Origin of the sequence: Arthrobacter woluwensis, assembly GCF_900105345.1 — a bacterium.
Taxonomy (GTDB): Bacteria; Actinomycetota; Actinomycetes; order Actinomycetales; family Micrococcaceae; genus Arthrobacter_E; species Arthrobacter_E woluwensis.
On the sequence record NZ_FNSN01000004.1, the window covers coordinates 113684 to 132144 of the forward strand.

An 18461-nucleotide genomic window follows, 5' to 3' on the forward strand; every position below is an offset into this window, starting at 1 on the left:
GGCCCGCTGCAAGCGGGCCGGCGCTCCTCGCACCGCCCGCGCGGATCCGATGCGGCGCTCCGGCACCTCCTCCGGCCTGTTCTTTCTGATCGCCGTCGAGAGTTCGCGGTTTTCCGCAATTGTTTGACTTTGTCGCGTCACAGATCGCGTCAAGTCGTCTAACTCTGTTCAAGTGGGATTCGTGCGTCGATCAGATCGACGCCCGCACCCACCCGGGGACAGCGGCATGGGGGCGTGCTTCTTCTCCTCGTTGCACTGCACATCGCCAACGGTGAGACATCATGTTTTTTCACATCGCGGTCCAGGAACTCGGCTTCCAGTCATCGGACCAGCTCGCGCGCCATCAAGGTCAGCCGCTTGAGATCGTGCGCATCTTCCTTCGTTCGAAGCTGCGCACGCTCTCCGCGTCCTCATCGAGTTGCGCAACAAGATATGAATGTTTCACCGCGGGAATCATCTAGGGGTGGAAATGAAGGACACGCAGCTCGGCAGAGGGAGGCGCGCATCAGCTTTCGGCAGAAAGGACCGTTATCCGGTCGGCCCTTCGCGCCGAAGGACGCGACACGACGGAGCGGGATCGACGCACGGACACACGGCGCAGGGAATCCCCCACCATCCGAGTGATCGGGATCTTGTTGCGTAGGCGCAGCGACGTCGAACTTCTGGCCCTCACCCGTTCCGGGGACATGGTCGCTTTCGGGGCCCTGTTCGCCAAGCACCGCGCTTCCGCGTACCGCATCGCCTACGGCCTGACGCATGACCACGGCGCGGCCGAGGACGCCGTGAACGACACCTTCGCCGCCGTGCTGGCGGCCATCAAGTCGGGCCGCGGCCCCCAGGGCGTGTTCCTCCCGTACCTTTTGTCGAGTGTCTCGCGGACGGTTTGGAGGAATTCCCGCCGTCGACGCCGCGAAGTGCTGGCGGATGACCTGGATTCGGTGGGCGAAGCTCCCGAGGTGACCGATCGGGTGATCGCCGCGTTCGAGAATGAGTCGGCCCGGAAGGCCTTCGAGTCACTTCCCGAACGATGGCGCATGATCATCTGGTATCTCGATATCGAGGATATGCAGCCGAAGGATGTCGCGCCTTCTTTGGGCCTGTCGCCTAATGCCGCCGTCGTGCTGCATCGGCGCGCGAAAAGAGCCCTTCGGGTCGCATATCTCCGGGAACTTCTGGGACAGCAGGAATCGGAAGACTGCCAGTTCACTATCGAATATGTGCCGTCTTATCTGAGCGGAACTCTGACGGCCCGGAAAAAGGCCTGGTTTCACCGGCATCTGGAGACGTGCCGCACGTGCCGCAAAGCCATCACCGAGCTCCTCGACAGCGGCGTCTTCCGTGTTCAGGACGAGAACCGTCCCCCGGGCTGGCCGTGGAAGGACTACATGACGCACCTCATGATCTGGACGTCGGTCGCTTTGATCGTCGCCTCTCAGCCGTCGAACCACGGGCTCGATCCGACGGGGCTGCTGCATCGGATCAACGCCTCCGTGATCAGTCATTCCGCGGCTGGAAATCCCTAGTCGACCCGTCGATTCCACGGCGTGCGATACAATCAAATGGTATCCCGCAAAATGCCCGTTTTTGGGGGCATATTCATGCCAAGGAAGCACCTGAATGCCCGACGAGACCGGTCCACAGCAGTGCTGGCGAAACCTTTCCCTGCTCGGTTTCTCGACCCGTTGGATTTATGCCTGGCGGGCATTGGATGTCGAAACCATTTCCACCCTCGTGGGTGAAAACATCGAATTCCATCAGAGCCCTGACGGGACGTCGGAACCGCTCAGAGGAGTGGCCGAACTCGTCGCGGCGCTCAGAGCTCCGGACTTCCGATGGGACCTCGCCGACGCCGTGCACCTCAGAGGTCTCATCACCGCGGAGAACGTGCTCGTCATCGACTATCGGAACGACGCCGGCATCTCATTCACCGAATCGCTGGAGTTCCTTGCCGGCCGGGTCAGTCTGCGCCGGGTCGAGGTCTACGCTCCCTGAGGCATCAGGCTCGGCGTCCTCAGCGGGCTTCTGCGACGGGACGTCCTTCCGCGCATCGACGACCTCCTGGACCCGGTGGTCCATGTCGCGACGGGCGCGGATCACCCCGCCGGCCAGCTGCGCCAGGGCGAGCACAGAGAAGGCGATGACGGCGGGCAGCACGGGGAGGATGCCGGCCGCCCACAAGGACAGGACCACGACGCCGCCGAACAGCGGGAGCAGCCGCAGCCAGGATGCCGCGGCCGTATGTCGCGGGCGCGGTTCGCCCGCTCGCCCCCTCGCGGTTGCCTTCATCGTGGACGCCTCGCCTCGCTCTCGGTCCTGTGGGAGCCGGTTCCGGTGGGAACGCGGTCGTCGAGGGCCCTGAAAGTTCTCTCCCCGACACCGTTCCTAAGCAGGGTACCGGCCGGAGATGACGCGATCCTGAACGAATTCCACCCCTCCCCGGCCACGCGCCGTCGTGCGCTCACAGCGAGCACACAGCGAACGCCTAGGCAGAAGCGAAGGCGAGGGTCCAGAGTGGAGGTATGTCGCTGCCACCGTCACTCCAGTCCCTGCCTCGTCTGACCCGCCCGGACGGATCCCCGATCCGCGCCCTGGTCCTGGACGACGAGCCGATGCTCCGTGAGCTGGTCGCCATGGGTCTCAAGCTGAGCGGCTGGGAGGTCCAGTACGCGGAGGACGGCCCGTCCGCGGTGCGGGTGGCCCGCGAGTTCCAGCCGGACGTGCTGGTCCTGGACATCATGGTGCCTGTGTTCGACGGCGTCGAAGCCCTTCAGAAGATCCGCACCTTCATGCCTGAGGTCCCGGCGCTCTTCCTCACCGCGAAGGACAGCGTGGAGAACCGGGTCGAAGGGCTGGCGGCCGGCGGCGACGACTACGTCTCCAAGCCGTTCAGCCTCGAGGAGCTCACCCTGCGCCTGCACCGCCTCGTGCAGCGCTCCGGCGCCACCGCCAAGGACGCGTCCGAACTGGTGGTGGGCGATCTGGTGCTCAACATCGACTCGCGGGAGGTCCGCCGTGGCGGCGAGGAGATCCAGCTGACCGCCACCCAGTTCGACCTCCTCCAGTACCTCATGGAGAACCCGCGGCGCGTGCTGAGCAAGAACCAGATCCTGGACCACGTGTGGCATTACGACTTCGGCGGCCAGGCGAACATCGTGGAGCTGTACATCTCCTACCTGCGCAAGAAGATCGATGTGGGACGTCCCCCCATGATCCACACGGTCCGGGGCGTGGGCTACGTCATCCGGCCGGGTGCCGAATGACCGCACAGAGCATCCCCGAGGGCGCCGTTCCCCCGCCGCCCGTCAATCCACCGACCGGAGGCGGGCCTTCCGACGGCAGCCCCTCGAGCGCCGGGCCCTCCAGCACTGGCCCTTCCCCTGCCACGCCCCGTTGGCGGCGTCTCAAGTCCTGGCCCCTGCGCACCAAGCTGGTGCTCGTCACCATGGCGCTCCTGACGGTCATCGCCGCGGTGCTCGGCTCGGTGGTCTACGCGACCATGGACCGCGTCCTGACCAACGACGTCGACTCGCAGCTGCGGCTGGCCAACCACCGTGCGGCGGCGACCCTGGGCGGCCCGGTCGGGCCCGGCGGGTCCCCCGAGTTCCGCGGCCAGGCTCTCGGCACGATCACGGCCGTGTCCTTGAGTGACGGTTCCCAGGGCGCGGCGGTGATCCTCCGCGACGACGGGCAGTTCGCCCCGCTTCCCACGAGCGACCTCCGGAAGATCGCGCTCTTCTCGGCCACACCGGAGGCCTACCGTCCGGGCGCCGCCCCGGTCACCAGCCGGCTCAGCGTCGGCGAGTACCGGATGCTGGCGTCCACCACCCCGAGCGGGGCCGTGGTGGTCACCGGGCTCCCCCTGGCCGGCAAGAACGACGCCCTCGGCGCCCTCGTCCTGACCACCCTCCTGGTGTCGGCGGGCGCTCTGGTGATCTGCGCCGTCGTCGGCACGTGGCTCATCCGCCGGACGCTGCGCCCGCTCGCTCAGCTCAGCGAAGTGGCCGGACAGGTGGCCGAGTCGCGGCTCGACGTCGGCGAGGTCGCCCTGGGCGTGCGCGTCCCGGAGAGCGCCACGGACCCCGACACCGAAGTGGGCAGCGTGGGTCATGCCTTCAACCGGATGCTCGACAACGTCGCCGGCGCCCTGGCCGTGCGGCACGCCTCCGAGGTGAAGGCCCGGCAGTTCGTGGCGGACGCCTCCCACGAGCTCCGGACCCCGCTGACGGCCATCCGCGGCTACAGCGAGATGCTCGGTCTGACCGAGTCCCTCAGCGATCAGGGCAAGGAGTCCCTGTCCCGGGTCCAGAGCCAGTCCGTCCGGATGAACGCGCTCGTCGAGGACCTGCTGACGCTCGCCCGGCTGGACGAGGGGCAGGCGATCCAGGGCCGCCCGGTGGATCTCGTGCAGCTCGCGGTCGAGGAGGTCATGGAGAAACGCGCCCAGGACTCCGGTCATGACTGGCGCCTCGCGGTCCCCGCGGGAACCGTGGACGCCTGGGCCGATCCGGCGCGGCTGCGCCAGGTTCTGGTGAATCTACTGACCAATGCCCAGAAGCACACGCCGGAAGGCACCAAAGTGGAGGTCAGCGTCGCGGTCTCCGCCGACGGCAGGCCGACCCTCACGGTGACCGACGACGGCCCCGGCATCCCCGAGGAGCTGCAGCCCGAGGTGTTCTCCCGCTTCACCCAGGCGGACAAGGCCCGGACGGGCGGCTCGTCCGGGCTGGGTCTCTCGATCGTGCAGGCGATCGTCCAGGCGCACGGCGGGATCGTCACGCTGGAGTCCCGGCCCGGACGCACCGTGTTCTCCGTGGAGCTGCGCCCGGCCGAGTGAACGGCGAAGGGCGCCTGCCCGCCGCGCCCGGAAGGACGACGGCGGCCAGACGCCCTGGGCGCGACGGCGATGGGGGCTCAGGCCTCCAGGACGCTCGCGACGCCGTAGAGGCGGTCGCCGGCGTCGCCGAGGCCGGGGACGATGTACGCCTTCTCATCGAGGCGCTCGTCGATCGAGGCGAGGACCACGGTGACGTTCGTGTCGGAGAGCTCCTCCTCGAGCTTCGCCAGGCCCTCGGGCGCGGCCAGCAGGCAGATGCAGGTGACCTCGTCGGCGCCGCGGCGGAAGAGGAACTTGATGGCCTCGCGCAGCGTGCCACCGGTGGCCAGCATGGGGTCCAGCACGAAGACCTGGCGGCCCGTGAGGTCCTCCGGGAGGCGCTCGGCGTAGGTGATGATATCCAGGGTGTGCTCGTCACGGGCCATGCCCAGGAAGCCCACCTCGGCGGTGGGGACCAGCTTGGTCATGCCCTCGAGCATGCCGAGGCCGGCCCGGAGGATCGGGACCACCAGGGGCGTCGGCTTGGTGAAAGCCGTGCCGATCGTGGTGGCCACCGGGGTCTCGATGGTGACGGGCTGGGTACGCACCTCGCGAGTGGCCTCGTAGGCGAGAAGGGTGACGAGCTCTTCGGTCAGCTGACGGAAGACGGGCGAAGGCGTCGTCTTGTCCCGCAGCACGGTGAGCTTATGGGCGACGAGCGGGTGGTCCACAACGATGGTGCGCATGGGTCAAATTTACAGGACGCCGGCCGCATGCCGTCCCTGGCGAACCGCGGCACTTCCGCTCGCGAACCGCCAGTAGGCGCCCGTATCCGTCGGGCATAGGGGCATCCTCTGGCGGTTCGCGAGCGCGGGAGGGCGGATACGCTGGTGGGCATGATCCCGCACGACGCCGACCACGAGCACTGGATGGGCCTCGCCCTCGCCGAGGCCCGGGAGGCGCTCCGCACCGAGGACGTACCGATCGGCGCCGTGCTGCTGGGTCCCGACGGCGCCGTCCTGGCCACCGGCCGCAACGAACGCGAGGCCCTGGGCGACCCCACGGCCCACGCCGAAGTGGTCGCGATCCGGGCCGGAGCCGAGGCTCTCCGCCGCAGGATGGCCGACGACGGCGGCGAATCCGACGGCTGGCGTCTGGAGGACTGCACCCTGGTGGTCACGCTCGAGCCGTGTGCGATGTGCGCCGGGGCGATCGTCCTGAGCCGGATCCCCCGCGTGGTGTTCGGCGCCTGGGATGAGAAGGCCGGCGCCGCGGGCTCCGTCTTCGACATCCTCCGCGAGCGCCGCCTCAACCACTGGGTGGAGGTCTACCCCGGGATCCGCGAAGACGAGTGCGCCGCCCTCCTGCGGGACTTCTTCGCCCGGCACCGGGGCTGACCCGGGAACCGCTCCCCCTCACGGCGCGCGGGAGCCGGCGCGCCCCGTCGTCGTGCCCTCCTCATCCCTCAGCTCCCTCCCCGCACACCCTCGCCCGAATATTAGTTTGACTAAGCAACCTTTCCACTTATATAGTTGCCACAAGCAATTACAGGAGGATCGGATGCCGGTAGAGCCAGCAACAGCGCGGGCACTCATCCGCGGGGTCGTGGATCTGCAGCGCGCACTGCGCTGCCTCTCGCACGACTCCCTGGCACCGGGAACCAGCACGGCCCTGCTCGGGGTGCTCCACATGATCACCGAACACGGTGGGCGTGCGGTGGACATCGCGCAGCGGCTCGGAGTGAGTTCCCCCGTGCTGAGCCGCCACCTCGCGGAACTCGAGGAACGCGGCTTCATCACCCGGACGCAGGACCCCACGGATCGCCGGGCCCAGCTCCTGGAGGTCACCGAGATCGGGCAGGAACAGCTCGCCCGGGCCGAGGAGGACCGCGTTCAGGCGCTCCTGAGCCTCCTCGGTGACTGGGACGAGGACCAGGCGCTCACGTGCCGCTCCAACCTCACCGACCTCACCATGGCCTTGCAGTCCTACCGTCGCAAGCCCTCCCCGTACGCCGCCGCCACCCCCGCAGGAGACTGAAACTTGAATCCCACCCACGAGGCTCAGCCCATGAGCCACCGGCAGATCATGGAGGCCTTCACCGGCCTCCTTGCCGCGTTCTTCACGGCGATCGTGTCCAGCACGATCGTCTCGAACGCGCTGCCCACCATCATTTCCGACCTCAAAGGCACCCAGACGGACTTCGCCTGGGTCATCACGGCCTCCATGCTGGCCAGCGCCGTCACCACCCCGATCTGGGGCAAGCTCGCGGACCTCTACGACAAGAAGATCCTGGTCCAGCTGTCGATCGTCGTCTTCGTGGCGGGTTCGGTCGTGGCGGGCCTCTCCCCCGACATCCCCATGCTGCTGACCGCACGCGTCATCCAGGGCATCGGCATGGGCGGTCTGATCGCCCTGTCCCAGGCCATCATGGGCGTCATGATCGCCCCGCGTGAGCGTGGCAAGTACTCCGGCTACCTTGGCGCCGTTCTCGCCGTGGGCACCGCCGGCGGCCCGCTGCTCGGCGGTCTGATCGTGGATCACTGGGGCTGGCGCTGGACGTTCTACGTCTGCGTCCCGCTCGCGATCATCGCCCTGATCCTGCTCCAGATCACCCTGAAGCTGCCGCAGATCCGCCGCAAGGCGAAGATCGACTGGCTGGGCACCATCCTGCTCAGCGCGTCCGTCTCCACCCTGCTGATCTGGGTCTCCTTCGCGGGCAACCCGGACTACTACGAGTGGTGGTCCTGGCAGACCGCGGCGATGGTGGGCGGCTCGGTCGTCGGCCTGCTGCTCTTCATCCTGGTCGAGGCCAAGGTCTCCGAGCCGATCATCCCCCTGAAGATCATCTCCAACCGCACCACCGCGCTGAGCATCGTGGCCTCGGTGGCCATCGGTGTGGCCATGTTCGGCTCCTCCTCCTTCATCGGCCAGTACTTCCAGGTGGCCCGTGGCGCGACGCCCACCGAGGCCGGCCTGCTGACCCTGCCGATGATCTTCACCAACCTGGTGGGCTCCACGGTCGCGGGTCAGCTGATTTCCCGCTACGGCAAGTGGAAGGGCTACCTGGTGGCCGGCACGATCCTGACCGCGGCGGGCATGCTCCTCCTCGGCACGATCGACCACGAGACCGACTTCTGGATCACCGGCGTCTACATGGCCGTCCTGGGCCTCGGTCTCGGCATGACCATGCAGAACCTGGTCCTGGCCGTGCAGAACACCGTCGCTCCGCGGGACATCGGTTCCGCGAGTGCCTCGGTGGCGTTCTTCCGGACCGTCGGTGGCGCGATCGGCGTGTCCGTGCTGGGCGCCGTGCTGGGCAACCGCTCATCGGATCTGATCAAACAGGGCTTCATCGACCACCACATCAAGGTCCCCGCCGGATCCGGCGCGTCGAGCACGAGCCTGGACGTCAAGGACATGCCGGGCCCGATCGCCACGATCGTCAAGGCCGCCTACGGTGACGCCTCCGCGCAGATCTTCCTGATCGCAGGTTTCGTGGCCATCGCCGCGATCATCGCCGTGCTGTTCATCAAGGAGGTCCCGCTCCGCAAGACGGTCGAGATGCAGCCGGCCAAGGCGGCTTCCGAGGGCTCCACCGCGGAACCCGACACGACGACGGCGACCCTCGCCGCGGTCGCTGCTCCCTCCGGAGCCGCGGGTGAGGCGCTCGCCAACGGTCTGAATCCGAGCGACGCACCGGAGCAGCACGTTCCGGCTCACGTCGCAGGACATCAGCGCACCGCCCCGGCGACGCACGACGGCGGCCTGGAGGGCGGGCTCGACTCCGAGCTGCGGCTCCTGCTGGCTGAGCGCGAGGCGCCCGGCGTTGTGCCCCAGGGCGACACCGCGGCCACGCTCGCGGCGCTCCAGCAGACCCAGCTCCTGCTCGCGAAGCAGCAGGAGCAGCTCGCCAAGCTGAGCGAGAAGGTCAACACCCAGCTGCTCGCGCAGCTGGAGATGTCCGAGCGGCAGGGCCAGGCGGCCGGCGAGCTGGCGAGGATCCAGGCCGAGCTCGACGCCGAGCGGCAGCTCCAGAAGGAAGCCGCGCTGTATCTGGCGACTCGAGGACGGCACAGCGCGGGCTGAGTCGGCCGGCTCCTGCGGAGGGGCCGAGAGGGGCGTCCACCGGTTGCGGTGGGCGCCCCTCGGGCGTTTCCTGGGTTCGGGGGAGGCTCGGCGGTTCGGCGAAAAGCCCGGGAACTGGCGGATCCGAGCCCCGGGATCGGGCCCGGAGGTCCTCCGTTTGGGCGGGGGTGTCCGGCTACGGTAAAGTGGTCAACCGTTGGTGACGTGTCCGAGCGGCCGAAGGTGCAACACTCGAAATGTTGTTTGGTGTAACAGCCAACGTGGGTTCAAATCCCACCGTCACCGCCAGAGCGAAGGCCCTGGAACCCTGAGAGATCAGAGGTTCCAGGGCCTTCGTCATTGACGGGACCGCTCACAACCCCAGAGTCCGGAGCTCGAAGCTGTTCGGCGTTGAGATGGTGGCGTCGCAGGTTCCGGGGCCGTCGGGAGTGCTCAGGACCGCGTGACCGTCGCCGTCGCTGACGAGCCGGAAGGTGACCTCGCCGTCCTTCTGCGGCTCGAATCCGGGCATCTTGGGCGTGGGATAGCCGATCACGAAGGTCAGGTCCGCACCGCTGGCATCCCGTGCATGGACGAGAAGGTCCGTGTGCTCCGGATGGGATGCCACGTCCTTCACGACTACCGTGATCTCCTGCCATGCCCTGGCCGTGGCGGCCCTCCTGGCGTTCCTGTAGGAGCGGACGCACATGACACTCACCGTCAGAAGCCCAAGGAGCGGGATCGCGGAGACCAAGGCGATCATTGACGCGTTGGATCGCACCGTCTCGTCATGGCCGACGATCAGGACACCAGAGAAGTCGGCCGGGTTGTAAGCCAGGGTGACCTGCGCCTTGTATTTGGGCAGGCTGCCGCACCGAACCTCATTTTTCACGCTCGCCTCGCGCGGGACGCCGTCGAGCACGAACCGCACCGTGGTGGTGCAGTAGACGCCACCCTTCGACGTAGTGCTCTCAATGTTCGCGACCACGGTCGCCTGCGTCTGCGGGTAGTTCCCCCACACCGGGTTGGTGGCCCACGCGAGCAGGACTGCGACGCCGACGGCGACCACGGCGAACACGGCCGTGGAGATGACCGCGGCCTTGAGACGGCCCTTGCGGACTGACGCCGACTTCCACACCAGAGCGCCAGTGCCCGCGACCTCGCGGGAGGGGATGTCCAAATTCTTGGTGAGCTGCACCGTGTCCTTCTTCGTTCGTGCCACAGAGGTCTGTTGCGGGAGCGTCCTGGGGTGAGTCCGTCAACCGAACGAGGGCAGCCCGACGATCTCGAAGGCCGTCGCTCCAGGGGTGAGAAGGCCCTCGACCGGCTCATCCGCGATGAGGAGCTGGAATCCGGGGGTCCGGCCTCGCGCCCAGGGGAACTCGGCGATGTCGACCCGCTCGCCACGGACCCGCGCCCGGCAGGTCCAGTGGGCCAACGGTGCGGACACCAGCCAGGGCACGACCACGGTCTCGAGCAGACCGGACAGAAGATCGTCGGCCGGATGCTCGACGGTCCGTTCCCGGCCCACGGAATCAGCCGCGTGAGCGTCCAGCCGGCTCAGTTCAATTCTCATAGGCCAACTATCGCGCGAGGCCGGCACCCTGCCCAAGTGACACGGCCGGGCCCTCCCGAACCGTACGGACGGCCGACCCGGCTCACCCCCAGGCGTCCGGCCCCCACGAAAAACTCCCCCGGTGCCGAACCGATATTTCGGTCCGGCTCCGGGGGAGCATCGTCAAGCCTGAGAACTCAGACCTTGGCCCGGCGGTAGCCCTCACGCTGTGCCGCGGCTTCGGTGGCGAAGCACCTCTCCGGAGCGGTCCGGGTGTAGTAGCGCTGACCCGGCATGTGGTAGATCATGCTCGAACGGTTGCCCTTGATAGGCGCCCAGGCAGGGCAGTTCCACTTGCTGATGGGAGCGGTGGCGACAGGCCGCGGCGGTGCCACGACGCGCACGTACTTCTGCACGCTCGAGCTGGCCTTCAGCGTGCCGGTCGACACGATCCGCAGCGACCACTTGCCCGAAACGCTTGCGGTGAACGAGGTGCGGACGAATCCCCGGGTGTTGCTGTTCAGCGTGCGGACCGCCGCGTTGGGCTTGGCGCCGTCCGGGTCGAAGTACACGACCGCCTTCACGGTGCCCGTGTTGGCCCAGGTCCGCCCGTTCAGGCGCTGAGCCTGTCCCTGGATGGTGATCGGCTTGCCACGGGTGACCGTGGCGGGTCCGGCCGCGTAGGACGCGACGCGGGTGGCGACGGTCGGAGCCGCCTCGGCAGGCGCCGCCACGACCAGCGAGGCGACGACGGCGACGAGCGCCGTCAGGGCCGCGATGACCGCGCGCCCCAGAGATTTCATAGACACGGAATGTCCCCCAGTGAAAAAGTCCGGTTCAACCGGTGATGCGAGTGATGCGGTGTCAGCATATCCGGCTCTCCGCCGCGAACACAGAGGAGGCTCCGAAACGTCGCTCCGCGACGGGCGGCGCCGACGCCGAAGGCCGGCGCCGCCCTCTCGAACGGCGCCGGCCTCGGCATCTCACGGCCCCGGGGACCTCGGTTCACCACCTCATGCGGAGGCGAACAGACCCTCCCCCACGAAGCCGTCCGGACCGCACCCCGGGGGGATGGCGAAGACCGCCGAGCCCACCGGCGTCGTCCACTGATTCAGGATGTCCAGATCGTCCAGGCGTTTCTGGATCGGCACGAATTGCCGGTCCACATCCGCCTGGAACGACGCGAACAGCAGCCCCGAATCGGACACCCCCGGGCCTCCAGGTGGGACGTCGTAGTTGAACGCCCTCCGGAAGATCCGCTGGGACGGGTCCTCCGGCCGCGCGCGGCGCAGATGGGAGAAGTCCGCGATCACGGGGAAGCCCACCGGATTCAGGGCCTTGAAGTCCGGTTCGTCGTGCTCGTCGGACCCGGTCAGCGGAGCGCCGTTGGAGAGTTTCCGCCCCACCGACTCCTCGCGTCCGGAGCGGTCCAGCTCGTCCCACTTGTCGAGGTTCATGCTGATGCGCCGGAGGACGAGGGACGTCCCGTTCTCCACCCAAGCCCGGTTGGTCCCGTCCCCGAACACGACGCGCTCGAAGCTCTCGCTGCCGGGCGACGGGTTGGAGGTCCCGTCCACCTGACCGAAGAGATTCCGCATGGTCGTGCCCGGCCTCTCCGTGCCGTACGCCCGCCGGAAGCCCTGTTGGACCCACCGGACCGTGGTGAAACTCCGGCTGTCCTTCAGCAGCATCCGCTGAGCGTGCGCGACCGTGAGCGGGTCATCGGCGCAGATCTGCAGGAGCAGATCCCCGCCGCTGTACTCCTTCACCAGGCGGTCGATGCCGAACTTCGGCAGTGGCCGGAGCCACGAGGGCGCCCGGCCCGGCGCCGCGACCCGGAAGAGCCCCGGCCCGAAGCCGAACGTGACCGTCAGGTTCGCCGGGCGGAACGCCAGCTCGGCCTCCGTGTCGGCGAGGGCGCCCTCCCCCTGCGTGAGGCGCGCGGCGTCGGAGGTGAGCAGCTTCAGCAGGGACTTCACCCCCGCCGCCACGATCCCCGGCTTCAGGTCCAGAGCCACGAAGGCGCCGTGGGCCTGCGCCGCGGTGCCGATCCCGGCCTGCCGCGGGCCGAAGAAGGGCACGGTGCCGGCTCCGTTGTCGGGCGTCTCCGCCGCCACGGACGACGACGGCGCGCCGCCCACCAGCTGCGTCCCGGCGGCGGCCAGGGCCCCCACCCCCGCCGCGGCGCCACCGAGGAGGAGGTTCCGGCGTCGTACCCCCTGGGAAGATCCCGCGGCGGAACCCGCGCCCGTCGGCTCCTCCGGACGGCCCTCAGGGGCGCCCGCCGGCTCCACGTCCCGCGGACTCACTTGGCCGGGGAGGTCGTGGGCTGCGCGTGCCCGGAGTGATCCTCACCGCCGTGACCCGAGTGCTGGCTCGAATCCCCACCGGGCGCGTAGTTCTCCTTGGCGCCGGAGAAGTCCTTGACCTGGGCGGTGAAGCTGAGGGTCGTGCCGTCGCTGGCCTTGAGCTCGAAGGGGATCTCGTCGCCGGCGCGGTACGCCTTGGCGAGCTTCACGAGCATGATGTGGTTCGCGCCGGGCTCGAGCTTGAGCTCACCGCCCGCGGGAATGGTGAACCCGCCTTCCTTGGCCCGCATCTGCATGCCGCCGCTGGGGTTCATGACGGTCTCGTGCAGTTCGGCCATGGGCGAGGCAGGGGTGGTCACGGTGGTGATGGTGATGTCCTTGCCGCTGCCGTTGCGGACGGTCCCGAACGCGGCGGTCATGCCGGAGGACGCCGCCTTCACCCAGGGCTCGCTGATCGAGAGGGCCGGCGCCGGGCTGGTCGAGGACGCGGCCGGGGCCGGAGCGTTCCCGGAGGAGCAGGCACTGAGCGCGAGAGCAGCGGCAGCGGCGAGGGACAGCAGGGAAAGGGTCTTCTTGGTGGTCATGGTGACTCCTGATCTGTGCCCGTCCGGGCAGCGTGAGGCCGGGACGGGTGAAAGTGTGGGATGAAAAGGGTGCCTGTCAGGCGGCGTCGTCGCGACGCAGGCGCTGGAGGGCCCGAACGGCGAGGAAGAGGCCGAGGCCCACGGCCGCGCCGATGCCGCCGGCGATCAGCCAGCCGGGGACCCCGGCCGCCTGACCGGATTCCGACGTGGCGCCGGCCTCAGCGGACGGCGCGGTAGCTCCGGCCGCGGGTTCGGTGCCCGGCGCGAGTCCGGGCGCCGGAATGGTGCCCACCTTCGCGTTCGCTCCGACCAGGAACGAATAGCTGCCGCTGATGGGGTGGCCGTCGCTGGAGACGACCCTCCAGCGGACCTGGTACTCCCCCTCCGGAAGGTCCGGCGCGAGGGGCTGGGCCAGGGTCTCCCGTGCGAGCACGGGCTTCCCCTGGGCCCAGTTCTTCGAGGCCGCATCGACGACGCGGATCTCGTAGCCCAGGTCCATGAGGGCCGCGCTGAACGTGACGGACACCTGGGTGGGTGCTGCCGACAGGCGTTTGCCGTCGGACGGGATGGACGAAACCAGTTGGTCGTGCGCCGAGGCCTTCGGTGCGCCCGCCAGGAGAACGGCGAAGCACAGCACCAGAACGGCCGTCAGCACGGAGGCACGACGCCCCGGGTTCCGCCATGCAAGGAATGGCAAAGAACTCATGACTGCTTCCTGCCCTGCGGGACACAGGGGCCCGGCAGGGCGGCTGAGAAGTGTGGCGCGGAGACTCCGCGCAGGTCTCACGGCACCGGCGCACGAGGCGGACCGGTGGCCGGGGTGACTAGAACGACTCAGACAGCAGCGGCGGGCCGCGGTGGCGCATGACCAGCAGGGGCACGCCGAGATTGCGCAGCGGCGTGACGCGCCGGTCGAGCGGCATGGTCAGCGATCCGGGCACGACGACGAGCGGCGCCACCCGGGGAATGACAGGAAGGAGCCGCATCCGCAGAGCGGCGAGAAGCTTCAGGAGGGTCACCTCGCCATGGCGCAGCACGGCGATGGTGAAAACCGCGGCGACCACGTGGCCCAGCCACATGAGCGGTGAGGAATGATCCATGAGCGCCATGGACCCGTCCGTGGCGACGCTGCCCGGGACCGGGGCCATCGACCGGGCCGCGTGTCCGGCGTGACCCATCCGGGCCATGTCGTGCGCCATCGTGGCGGCCGGCATGGTGGTCATTCCCGCAGTCGTCCCGGCGGTCATCCCCGCGGGCGCCATGCTGAACAGGCCGTGGAACAGCGCCTGGCTGAACAGGACACCGGCGGAGAGACGCCAAAGAGAAAGGGGGCTTCCGGTATGGAGTGCTTTCCCGGTGAGCAGGGTTTTCCCGGCAAGCACCGTGCACACCAGCCCGGACAGGACCAGGGAGAGCAGCAGGACGGCGGCCGCGGGAACGGCTCCGCCCGCGAGGACATGCGAGAAGGCGGCGATCGACGTCGCGGCGGTGGCTGCGACCCAGCCCCGTGCGAAACGCGCTCCGCGTGCCGTCATGGTCCTTCCCCGTCCGTCCTGGAAGGGCGCACCGCCCGTCCAGGCCCGATTATCCACGAATTTCTACGAGCTGTCGAAGTGTCGGGGGCTCCCGGCGGCCCTCCTCCTCGACATGGCGCGGGGCGAACGGTCCAGATCGGAAATCTGAACAGCTGGTCAACTTTAAGCGCTGAAAGCCTTGACCATGCCACGAATGCAGGGTGAGACTTTTCTCACACTTGTTCAGTTTTCGCATCGAGGCACACCGGAGGTTCCCATGCAGAGCACGACCACCGAGGCCAAGGCCCCGGATTCCCTCGCACCCGGGAGACTGGGCACCGTCGACATCGTCTTCTTCGTCGTGTCCGCGGCGGCGCCACTCACGGTGGCCGCGAGCGCGGCGCCGCTGTCGTTCTTCCTTGGCGGGATCGGGGCGCCGGGAGCCATGCTCGCGAGCGGCGCGGTCCTGATCCTCTTCGCCATCGGCTTCACGGCCATGTCCCGGTTCGTCCGCAACACGGGCGCCTTCTACGCCTACGCGGCCGCCGGGCTGGGCAAGCCGGTGGGCATCGGCGTCGCCTTCGTCACCGTGATGGCATACGCGTTCCTCCTCATCGGCTTCTACGCCCTGCTCGGATTCTTCGCGGACCTGACGTTCGGGAATCTGTTCGGCATCCACCTGCACTGGGGCGTCTGGTCGGCGCTCTCGGTGCTCCTGATCGGGCTGCTGGGCTACCGTCGCATCGACGTCGGGGCGAAGGTCCTGGCAGTGCTGCTCACCGCCGAGGTCCTCATCCTCCTCATCGTCTCGATCGCGGCGATCGTGGAGAACGGCGCCCACATCGCCGAGGCCACGGCCGCCTCGTTCAACCCCGTCAACATCTTCTTCGTCCCGGGCGCCAGCGTCCTGTTCGTCTTCGGCTTCGGGGCGTTCCTCGGCTTCGAGGGGACCGTCATCTACGCGGAGGAGGCGAAGCAGGCCGACCGCACGGTCCCCCGCGCGACCTATCTGGCCATCGCGTTCCTCGCCGTCTTCTACGCCTTCACGTTCTGGGCCCTCACCGTCGCGTTCGGCGCGGACGGCGTGCTGGCGCTCGCCAACTCGGACAAGCTCGAGGAGATGATGTTCATCGCCGGCGAGCAGTCGCTGGGAGCCTGGGCCGGCGTCGTGCTCCAGATCCTGGTCATCACCAGCTTCTTCGCCTGCGCGCTCGCCTTCCACAACGCCTGTGCGCGGTATGTGTTCTCTCTCGGCCGCGAGCGCCTGCTGCCGACGGTGTTCTCCCGCACGCACCACCGCATGCGGTCGCCGCATGTCGCGAGCCTGGCGCTGACGGGCGTCAGCCTGGTGGTCATGATCGCCGGGGCGCTCTCCGGAACGGACCCGTATCTCGGGCTGAGCCTGTGGACGTACGCCGCGGGCGTGGCGGGTCTGGTCTTCGCCCAGGGCGTGGCCGCGGTCTCCGTGATCGGCTTCTTCCGGAAGGACCGGCGGGGCCATGGGGTGTGGCGTGTGGTCGTCGCACCGGTGCTCGGCGCCCTGGGGCTCATCGCCGCGTTCGCCATCATCGTCTCGCACTTCGATATCGTGTCCGGCATGACCGGCCCTGTGAATCTCCTGCTGATCGGCGTCGTGCCGCTCGTCTTCGTGGGCGGTGTGATCGCCGGCCTCGTGATGCAGCGGCGCTCCCCCGAACGCTACGCCGCCCTCAATGCCACCGTGGTGGTCTCGGCGCCCCAAGAGCGCGCCGCCGCGTCCGCGCCGGTGGCGGCCGAGGAGCCGGTGGCATGAGGGCCAAGAGCAGACAGCGCCGCCAGGACCTCATCGCTGCCGCGAGCAGCGTGATCGCCGAACACGGCATCGCCAACGCCAGCGTGCGCGCGGTCGCCGAGCGCGCCGAGGTCAGCACGGGCAGCGTCCTGTACCACTTCGAGAGTTTCGACCAGCTGGTCATGGAGGCCGTGAAGGGCGTCATCGACGAGTTCAGCGAACAGCGACGGCGTCTGATCGACGGCGTCTCCGACCCGGTCGAACGGCTCCGCCTCATGATCGAGGCCGGGATCCCCGAGCACATCAGCGACGAACTGCGGATCGTGTACCAAGTGGTGTCCGCGGCCCAGGACAACCCGCACTACCGGCGCAATCTGGCGCTCGTGGTGGAACGGCAGGTCGCCCTGTACGAGATCGTGCTCGAAGTCGGCACGGCTCTCGGAGCGTTCCGGCCCCGCATGGAGATCCATGCGATCGCGGAGAACCTGGTGGCCCTCGAGGACGCCTACGACCTCTACCTCATCGACCCCGACGACTGGCAGCGTGACCGCTATCTGCGGAACACCCTCCTCTTCGCGGAGCTCGCCCTGGACTGCACGCTCATCACGCCCGGCCCGTCCGAACCGTCTACGCCCACCCCGTCCACATCACCCACCTCCGAGGAGCAGCAGTGACCGCACCCCTTTCCGATCCGAGCACGAGCCGTCCGTCCGGGACCGCTCCGCTCGGCGCCGCGCCGCGGGCCCGGGATCTCGGCATCCCGTTCGACGGCGAGCCCGGACCGTGGAACGCGATCACCGACGTGCCGGGCCTGGAGGTCGGGTACGCGACGCTGATCGAGGACGGACCCGTGGTGACCCGCACCGGCGTCACGGCGATCCTGCCGCGGGGCAAGGCGGCCGCCGGGTCGCCCTGCGCGGCCGGACTCGCCGTCCTGAACGGCAACGGCGAGCTGACCGGGAGCACCTGGATCGAGGAGTCTGGACAGTTCCAGACGCCCATAGCGCTCACCAACTCCCATGCGGTGGGAGCCGTGCACCGGGGAATCGACCGGTGGATGGCTGAGCATCACCCCGCGGTGGCGGCACAGTGGATGCTGCCCGTGGTCGGCGAGACCTGGGACGGCTACCTGAACTCGATCAACGCGGACACCGTCCGTCCCGAGCACGCCGCGGCCGCCCTCGACGCCGCCCGCACCGGTCCGATCGCCGAAGGCAATGTGGGCGGCGGGACCGGCATGAACTGCTACGGCTTCAAGGGCGGGACGGGCACGGCCTCCCGGGTGGTCCGTTCGGGCGACGACTCCTGGACCGTGGGCGTGCTCCTGCAGGCCAACTTCGGCTCCCGGAAGGAACTGCGGGTGGCCGGGCGACGGCTCGGGCGGGACTCCCAGGCCCCCGACCCCATGACTACCACCGACTGGTTCGAGCGCGACACCGCCTCCCCGGCCCACGCGGTGGCCGGGGCCGGGAGCGTGATCGTGATCGTGGCGACGGACGCGCCGATGCTCCCGGACCAGTGCCGCGCGCTCGCCCGCCGGGTGAGCCTGGGACTGGCGCGCACGGGCACCACGGGAAGCCACTTCTCCGGCGACATCTTCCTCGCCTTCTCCACGGCCAACGAGGGCGGCCTCGGCTCGCGCATGGGCGCCGGCGGGGTGGTCATCGAACAGCTCGCCCAGGTGGCGTGGGGCAGTATGGACCCCTTCTACGAGGCCGTGGTCGAAGCCACCGAGGAGGCAGTCCTCAACGCCCTCGTCGCGGCCCGGGACATGGTCGGCCGCGCGGGCCACAGGAGCCATGCGCTCCCCCACGAAGAGGTCCGCGCGGCGTTCGCGTCGTGACCGTGCC

19 protein-coding genes and 1 tRNA gene are annotated in these 18461 nt (G+C 68.8%); 11 read left to right on the top strand and 9 right to left on the bottom strand.

Annotation, left to right across the window (positions count from 1 at the left end):
• Positions 1-686 precede the first annotated feature (686 nt).
• The gene (locus BLV63_RS16135; protein ID WP_254780627.1) at positions 687-1523 is read left to right on the top strand and encodes a sigma-70 family RNA polymerase sigma factor; all 837 of its coding nucleotides are present in this window, start codon (positions 687-689) and stop codon (positions 1521-1523) included.
• 94 nt (positions 1524-1617) lie between these two features.
• Positions 1618-1992: a hypothetical protein gene (locus tag BLV63_RS16140; RefSeq protein ID WP_066214890.1), complete on the top strand. Its 375-nt coding sequence runs from the start codon at positions 1618-1620 to the stop codon at positions 1990-1992.
• Here BLV63_RS16140 and BLV63_RS18445 read toward each other — a convergent pair.
• Complete coding sequence (locus tag BLV63_RS18445; protein WP_139244774.1) at positions 1921-2286, bottom strand: hypothetical protein; 366 nt, start codon at positions 2284-2286, stop codon at positions 1921-1923. The two genes, BLV63_RS16140 and BLV63_RS18445, sit on opposite strands and share 72 nt — an antisense overlap.
• 233 nt (positions 2287-2519) lie before the next feature.
• Here BLV63_RS18445 and BLV63_RS16145 point away from each other — a divergent pair, with 233 nt between their 5' ends.
• A complete protein-coding gene (locus BLV63_RS16145) occupies positions 2520-3260 on the top strand; it encodes a response regulator transcription factor (protein WP_066214888.1) in 741 nt (246 codons plus the stop codon).
• Positions 3257-4834, top strand: a complete 1578-nt coding sequence (locus BLV63_RS16150; RefSeq protein WP_082724190.1) for a sensor histidine kinase — start codon at positions 3257-3259, stop codon at positions 4832-4834. The genes BLV63_RS16145 and BLV63_RS16150 overlap by 4 nt, the downstream gene beginning before the upstream one ends.
• A 77-nt stretch (positions 4835-4911) precedes the next feature.
• Here BLV63_RS16150 and upp read toward each other — a convergent pair whose 3' ends face one another.
• The gene (gene upp, locus BLV63_RS16155) at positions 4912-5559 is read right to left on the bottom strand and encodes a uracil phosphoribosyltransferase (protein WP_066214885.1); all 648 of its coding nucleotides are present in this window, start codon (positions 5557-5559) and stop codon (positions 4912-4914) included.
• Positions 5560-5709: 150 nt separating this feature from the next.
• On the opposite strand from upp, the gene tadA reads away from it, so the two are divergent.
• From tadA to BLV63_RS16170, 4 genes are all read left to right on the top strand, one after another.
• Positions 5710-6210 carry a tRNA adenosine(34) deaminase TadA gene (gene tadA / locus BLV63_RS16160; RefSeq protein WP_066215036.1) on the top strand — a complete coding sequence of 167 codons (501 nt, stop codon included), beginning with the start codon at positions 5710-5712 and terminating at the stop codon, positions 6208-6210.
• Between the two features lie 163 nt (positions 6211-6373).
• Complete coding sequence (locus BLV63_RS18155; protein ID WP_082724189.1) at positions 6374-6850, top strand: MarR family winged helix-turn-helix transcriptional regulator; 477 nt, start codon at positions 6374-6376, stop codon at positions 6848-6850.
• 30 nt (positions 6851-6880) lie between these two features.
• Positions 6881-8899, top strand: a complete 2019-nt coding sequence (locus BLV63_RS16165) for an MDR family MFS transporter (protein WP_066215035.1) — start codon at positions 6881-6883, stop codon at positions 8897-8899.
• Between the two features lie 198 nt (positions 8900-9097).
• Positions 9098-9187: transfer RNA gene (locus BLV63_RS16170), tRNA-Ser, on the top strand.
• A 64-nt stretch (positions 9188-9251) separates the two neighbouring features.
• Here the strand turns inward: BLV63_RS16170 and BLV63_RS16175 are convergent.
• The 7 genes from BLV63_RS16175 to BLV63_RS16205 form a co-directional block, all read right to left on the bottom strand.
• Positions 9252-10100, bottom strand: coding sequence for a hypothetical protein (locus BLV63_RS16175; RefSeq protein WP_066214880.1), 849 nt, complete (start codon positions 10098-10100; stop codon positions 9252-9254).
• A 36-nt stretch (positions 10101-10136) separates the two neighbouring features.
• Complete coding sequence (locus BLV63_RS16180) at positions 10137-10454, bottom strand: hypothetical protein (protein WP_139244775.1); 318 nt, start codon at positions 10452-10454, stop codon at positions 10137-10139.
• Between the two features lie 176 nt (positions 10455-10630).
• The gene (locus tag BLV63_RS18820) at positions 10631-11236 is read right to left on the bottom strand and encodes a sunset domain-containing protein (RefSeq protein ID WP_066214873.1); all 606 of its coding nucleotides are present in this window, start codon (positions 11234-11236) and stop codon (positions 10631-10633) included.
• A gap of 210 nt (positions 11237-11446) precedes the next feature.
• Positions 11447-12742 (bottom strand): Dyp-type peroxidase, encoded by a 1296-nt coding sequence (locus BLV63_RS16190; protein ID WP_066214871.1) that lies wholly within the window; start codon positions 12740-12742, stop codon positions 11447-11449.
• Positions 12739-13326: a copper chaperone PCu(A)C gene (locus tag BLV63_RS16195; protein WP_074784644.1), complete on the bottom strand. Its 588-nt coding sequence runs from the start codon at positions 13324-13326 to the stop codon at positions 12739-12741. Before BLV63_RS16195 ends, BLV63_RS16190 begins: the two co-directional genes overlap by 4 nt.
• Positions 13327-13402: 76 nt before the next feature.
• Entirely contained in the window at positions 13403-14032 is a 630-nt protein-coding gene (locus BLV63_RS16200) for a copper resistance CopC family protein (protein ID WP_082724187.1), read from the bottom strand.
• A 118-nt stretch (positions 14033-14150) separates the two neighbouring features.
• Positions 14151-14861 (bottom strand): hypothetical protein, encoded by a 711-nt coding sequence (locus BLV63_RS16205; protein WP_066214867.1) that lies wholly within the window; start codon positions 14859-14861, stop codon positions 14151-14153.
• A gap of 256 nt (positions 14862-15117) precedes the next feature.
• Here BLV63_RS16205 and BLV63_RS16210 point away from each other — a divergent pair, with 256 nt between their 5' ends.
• The 3 genes from BLV63_RS16210 to BLV63_RS16220 are packed head-to-tail and all read left to right on the top strand — an operon-like array spanning position 15118 to position 18454.
• A complete protein-coding gene (locus BLV63_RS16210) occupies positions 15118-16632 on the top strand; it encodes an APC family permease (protein ID WP_066214866.1) in 1515 nt (504 codons plus the stop codon).
• Positions 16629-17285 carry a TetR/AcrR family transcriptional regulator gene (locus tag BLV63_RS16215; RefSeq protein WP_066214864.1) on the top strand — a complete coding sequence of 219 codons (657 nt, stop codon included), beginning with the start codon at positions 16629-16631 and terminating at the stop codon, positions 17283-17285. Before BLV63_RS16210 ends, BLV63_RS16215 begins: the two co-directional genes overlap by 4 nt.
• Positions 17282-18454 (top strand): DmpA family aminopeptidase, encoded by a 1173-nt coding sequence (locus BLV63_RS16220; protein ID WP_082724186.1) that lies wholly within the window; start codon positions 17282-17284, stop codon positions 18452-18454. Before BLV63_RS16215 ends, BLV63_RS16220 begins: the two co-directional genes overlap by 4 nt.
• Positions 18455-18461: the final 7 nt, after the last annotated feature.

Bases quoted from the DNA above. Each gene is read 5' to 3' on its own strand.
- BLV63_RS16135 (WP_254780627.1), top strand. From the start codon at position 687: ATGGTCGCTTTCGGGGCCCTGTTCGCCAAGCACCGCGCTTCCGCGTAC.
- BLV63_RS16140 (WP_066214890.1), top strand. From the start codon at position 1,618: ATGCCCGACGAGACCGGTCCACAGCAGTGCTGGCGAAACCTTTCCCTG.
- BLV63_RS18445 (WP_139244774.1), bottom strand. From the start codon at position 2,286: ATGAAGGCAACCGCGAGGGGGCGAGCGGGCGAACCGCGCCCGCGACAT.
- BLV63_RS16145 (WP_066214888.1), top strand. From the start codon at position 2,520: ATGTCGCTGCCACCGTCACTCCAGTCCCTGCCTCGTCTGACCCGCCCG.
- BLV63_RS16150 (WP_082724190.1), top strand. From the start codon at position 3,257: ATGACCGCACAGAGCATCCCCGAGGGCGCCGTTCCCCCGCCGCCCGTC.
- upp (WP_066214885.1), bottom strand. From the start codon at position 5,559: ATGCGCACCATCGTTGTGGACCACCCGCTCGTCGCCCATAAGCTCACC.
- tadA (WP_066215036.1), top strand. From the start codon at position 5,710: ATGATCCCGCACGACGCCGACCACGAGCACTGGATGGGCCTCGCCCTC.
- BLV63_RS18155 (WP_082724189.1), top strand. From the start codon at position 6,374: ATGCCGGTAGAGCCAGCAACAGCGCGGGCACTCATCCGCGGGGTCGTG.
- BLV63_RS16165 (WP_066215035.1), top strand. From the start codon at position 6,881: ATGAGCCACCGGCAGATCATGGAGGCCTTCACCGGCCTCCTTGCCGCG.
- BLV63_RS16180 (WP_139244775.1), bottom strand. From the start codon at position 10,454: ATGAGAATTGAACTGAGCCGGCTGGACGCTCACGCGGCTGATTCCGTG.
- BLV63_RS18820 (WP_066214873.1), bottom strand. From the start codon at position 11,236: ATGAAATCTCTGGGGCGCGCGGTCATCGCGGCCCTGACGGCGCTCGTC.
- BLV63_RS16195 (WP_074784644.1), bottom strand. From the start codon at position 13,326: ATGACCACCAAGAAGACCCTTTCCCTGCTGTCCCTCGCCGCTGCCGCT.
- BLV63_RS16200 (WP_082724187.1), bottom strand. From the start codon at position 14,032: ATGAGTTCTTTGCCATTCCTTGCATGGCGGAACCCGGGGCGTCGTGCC.
- BLV63_RS16205 (WP_066214867.1), bottom strand. From the start codon at position 14,861: ATGACGGCACGCGGAGCGCGTTTCGCACGGGGCTGGGTCGCAGCCACC.
- BLV63_RS16210 (WP_066214866.1), top strand. From the start codon at position 15,118: ATGCAGAGCACGACCACCGAGGCCAAGGCCCCGGATTCCCTCGCACCC.
- BLV63_RS16215 (WP_066214864.1), top strand. From the start codon at position 16,629: ATGAGGGCCAAGAGCAGACAGCGCCGCCAGGACCTCATCGCTGCCGCG.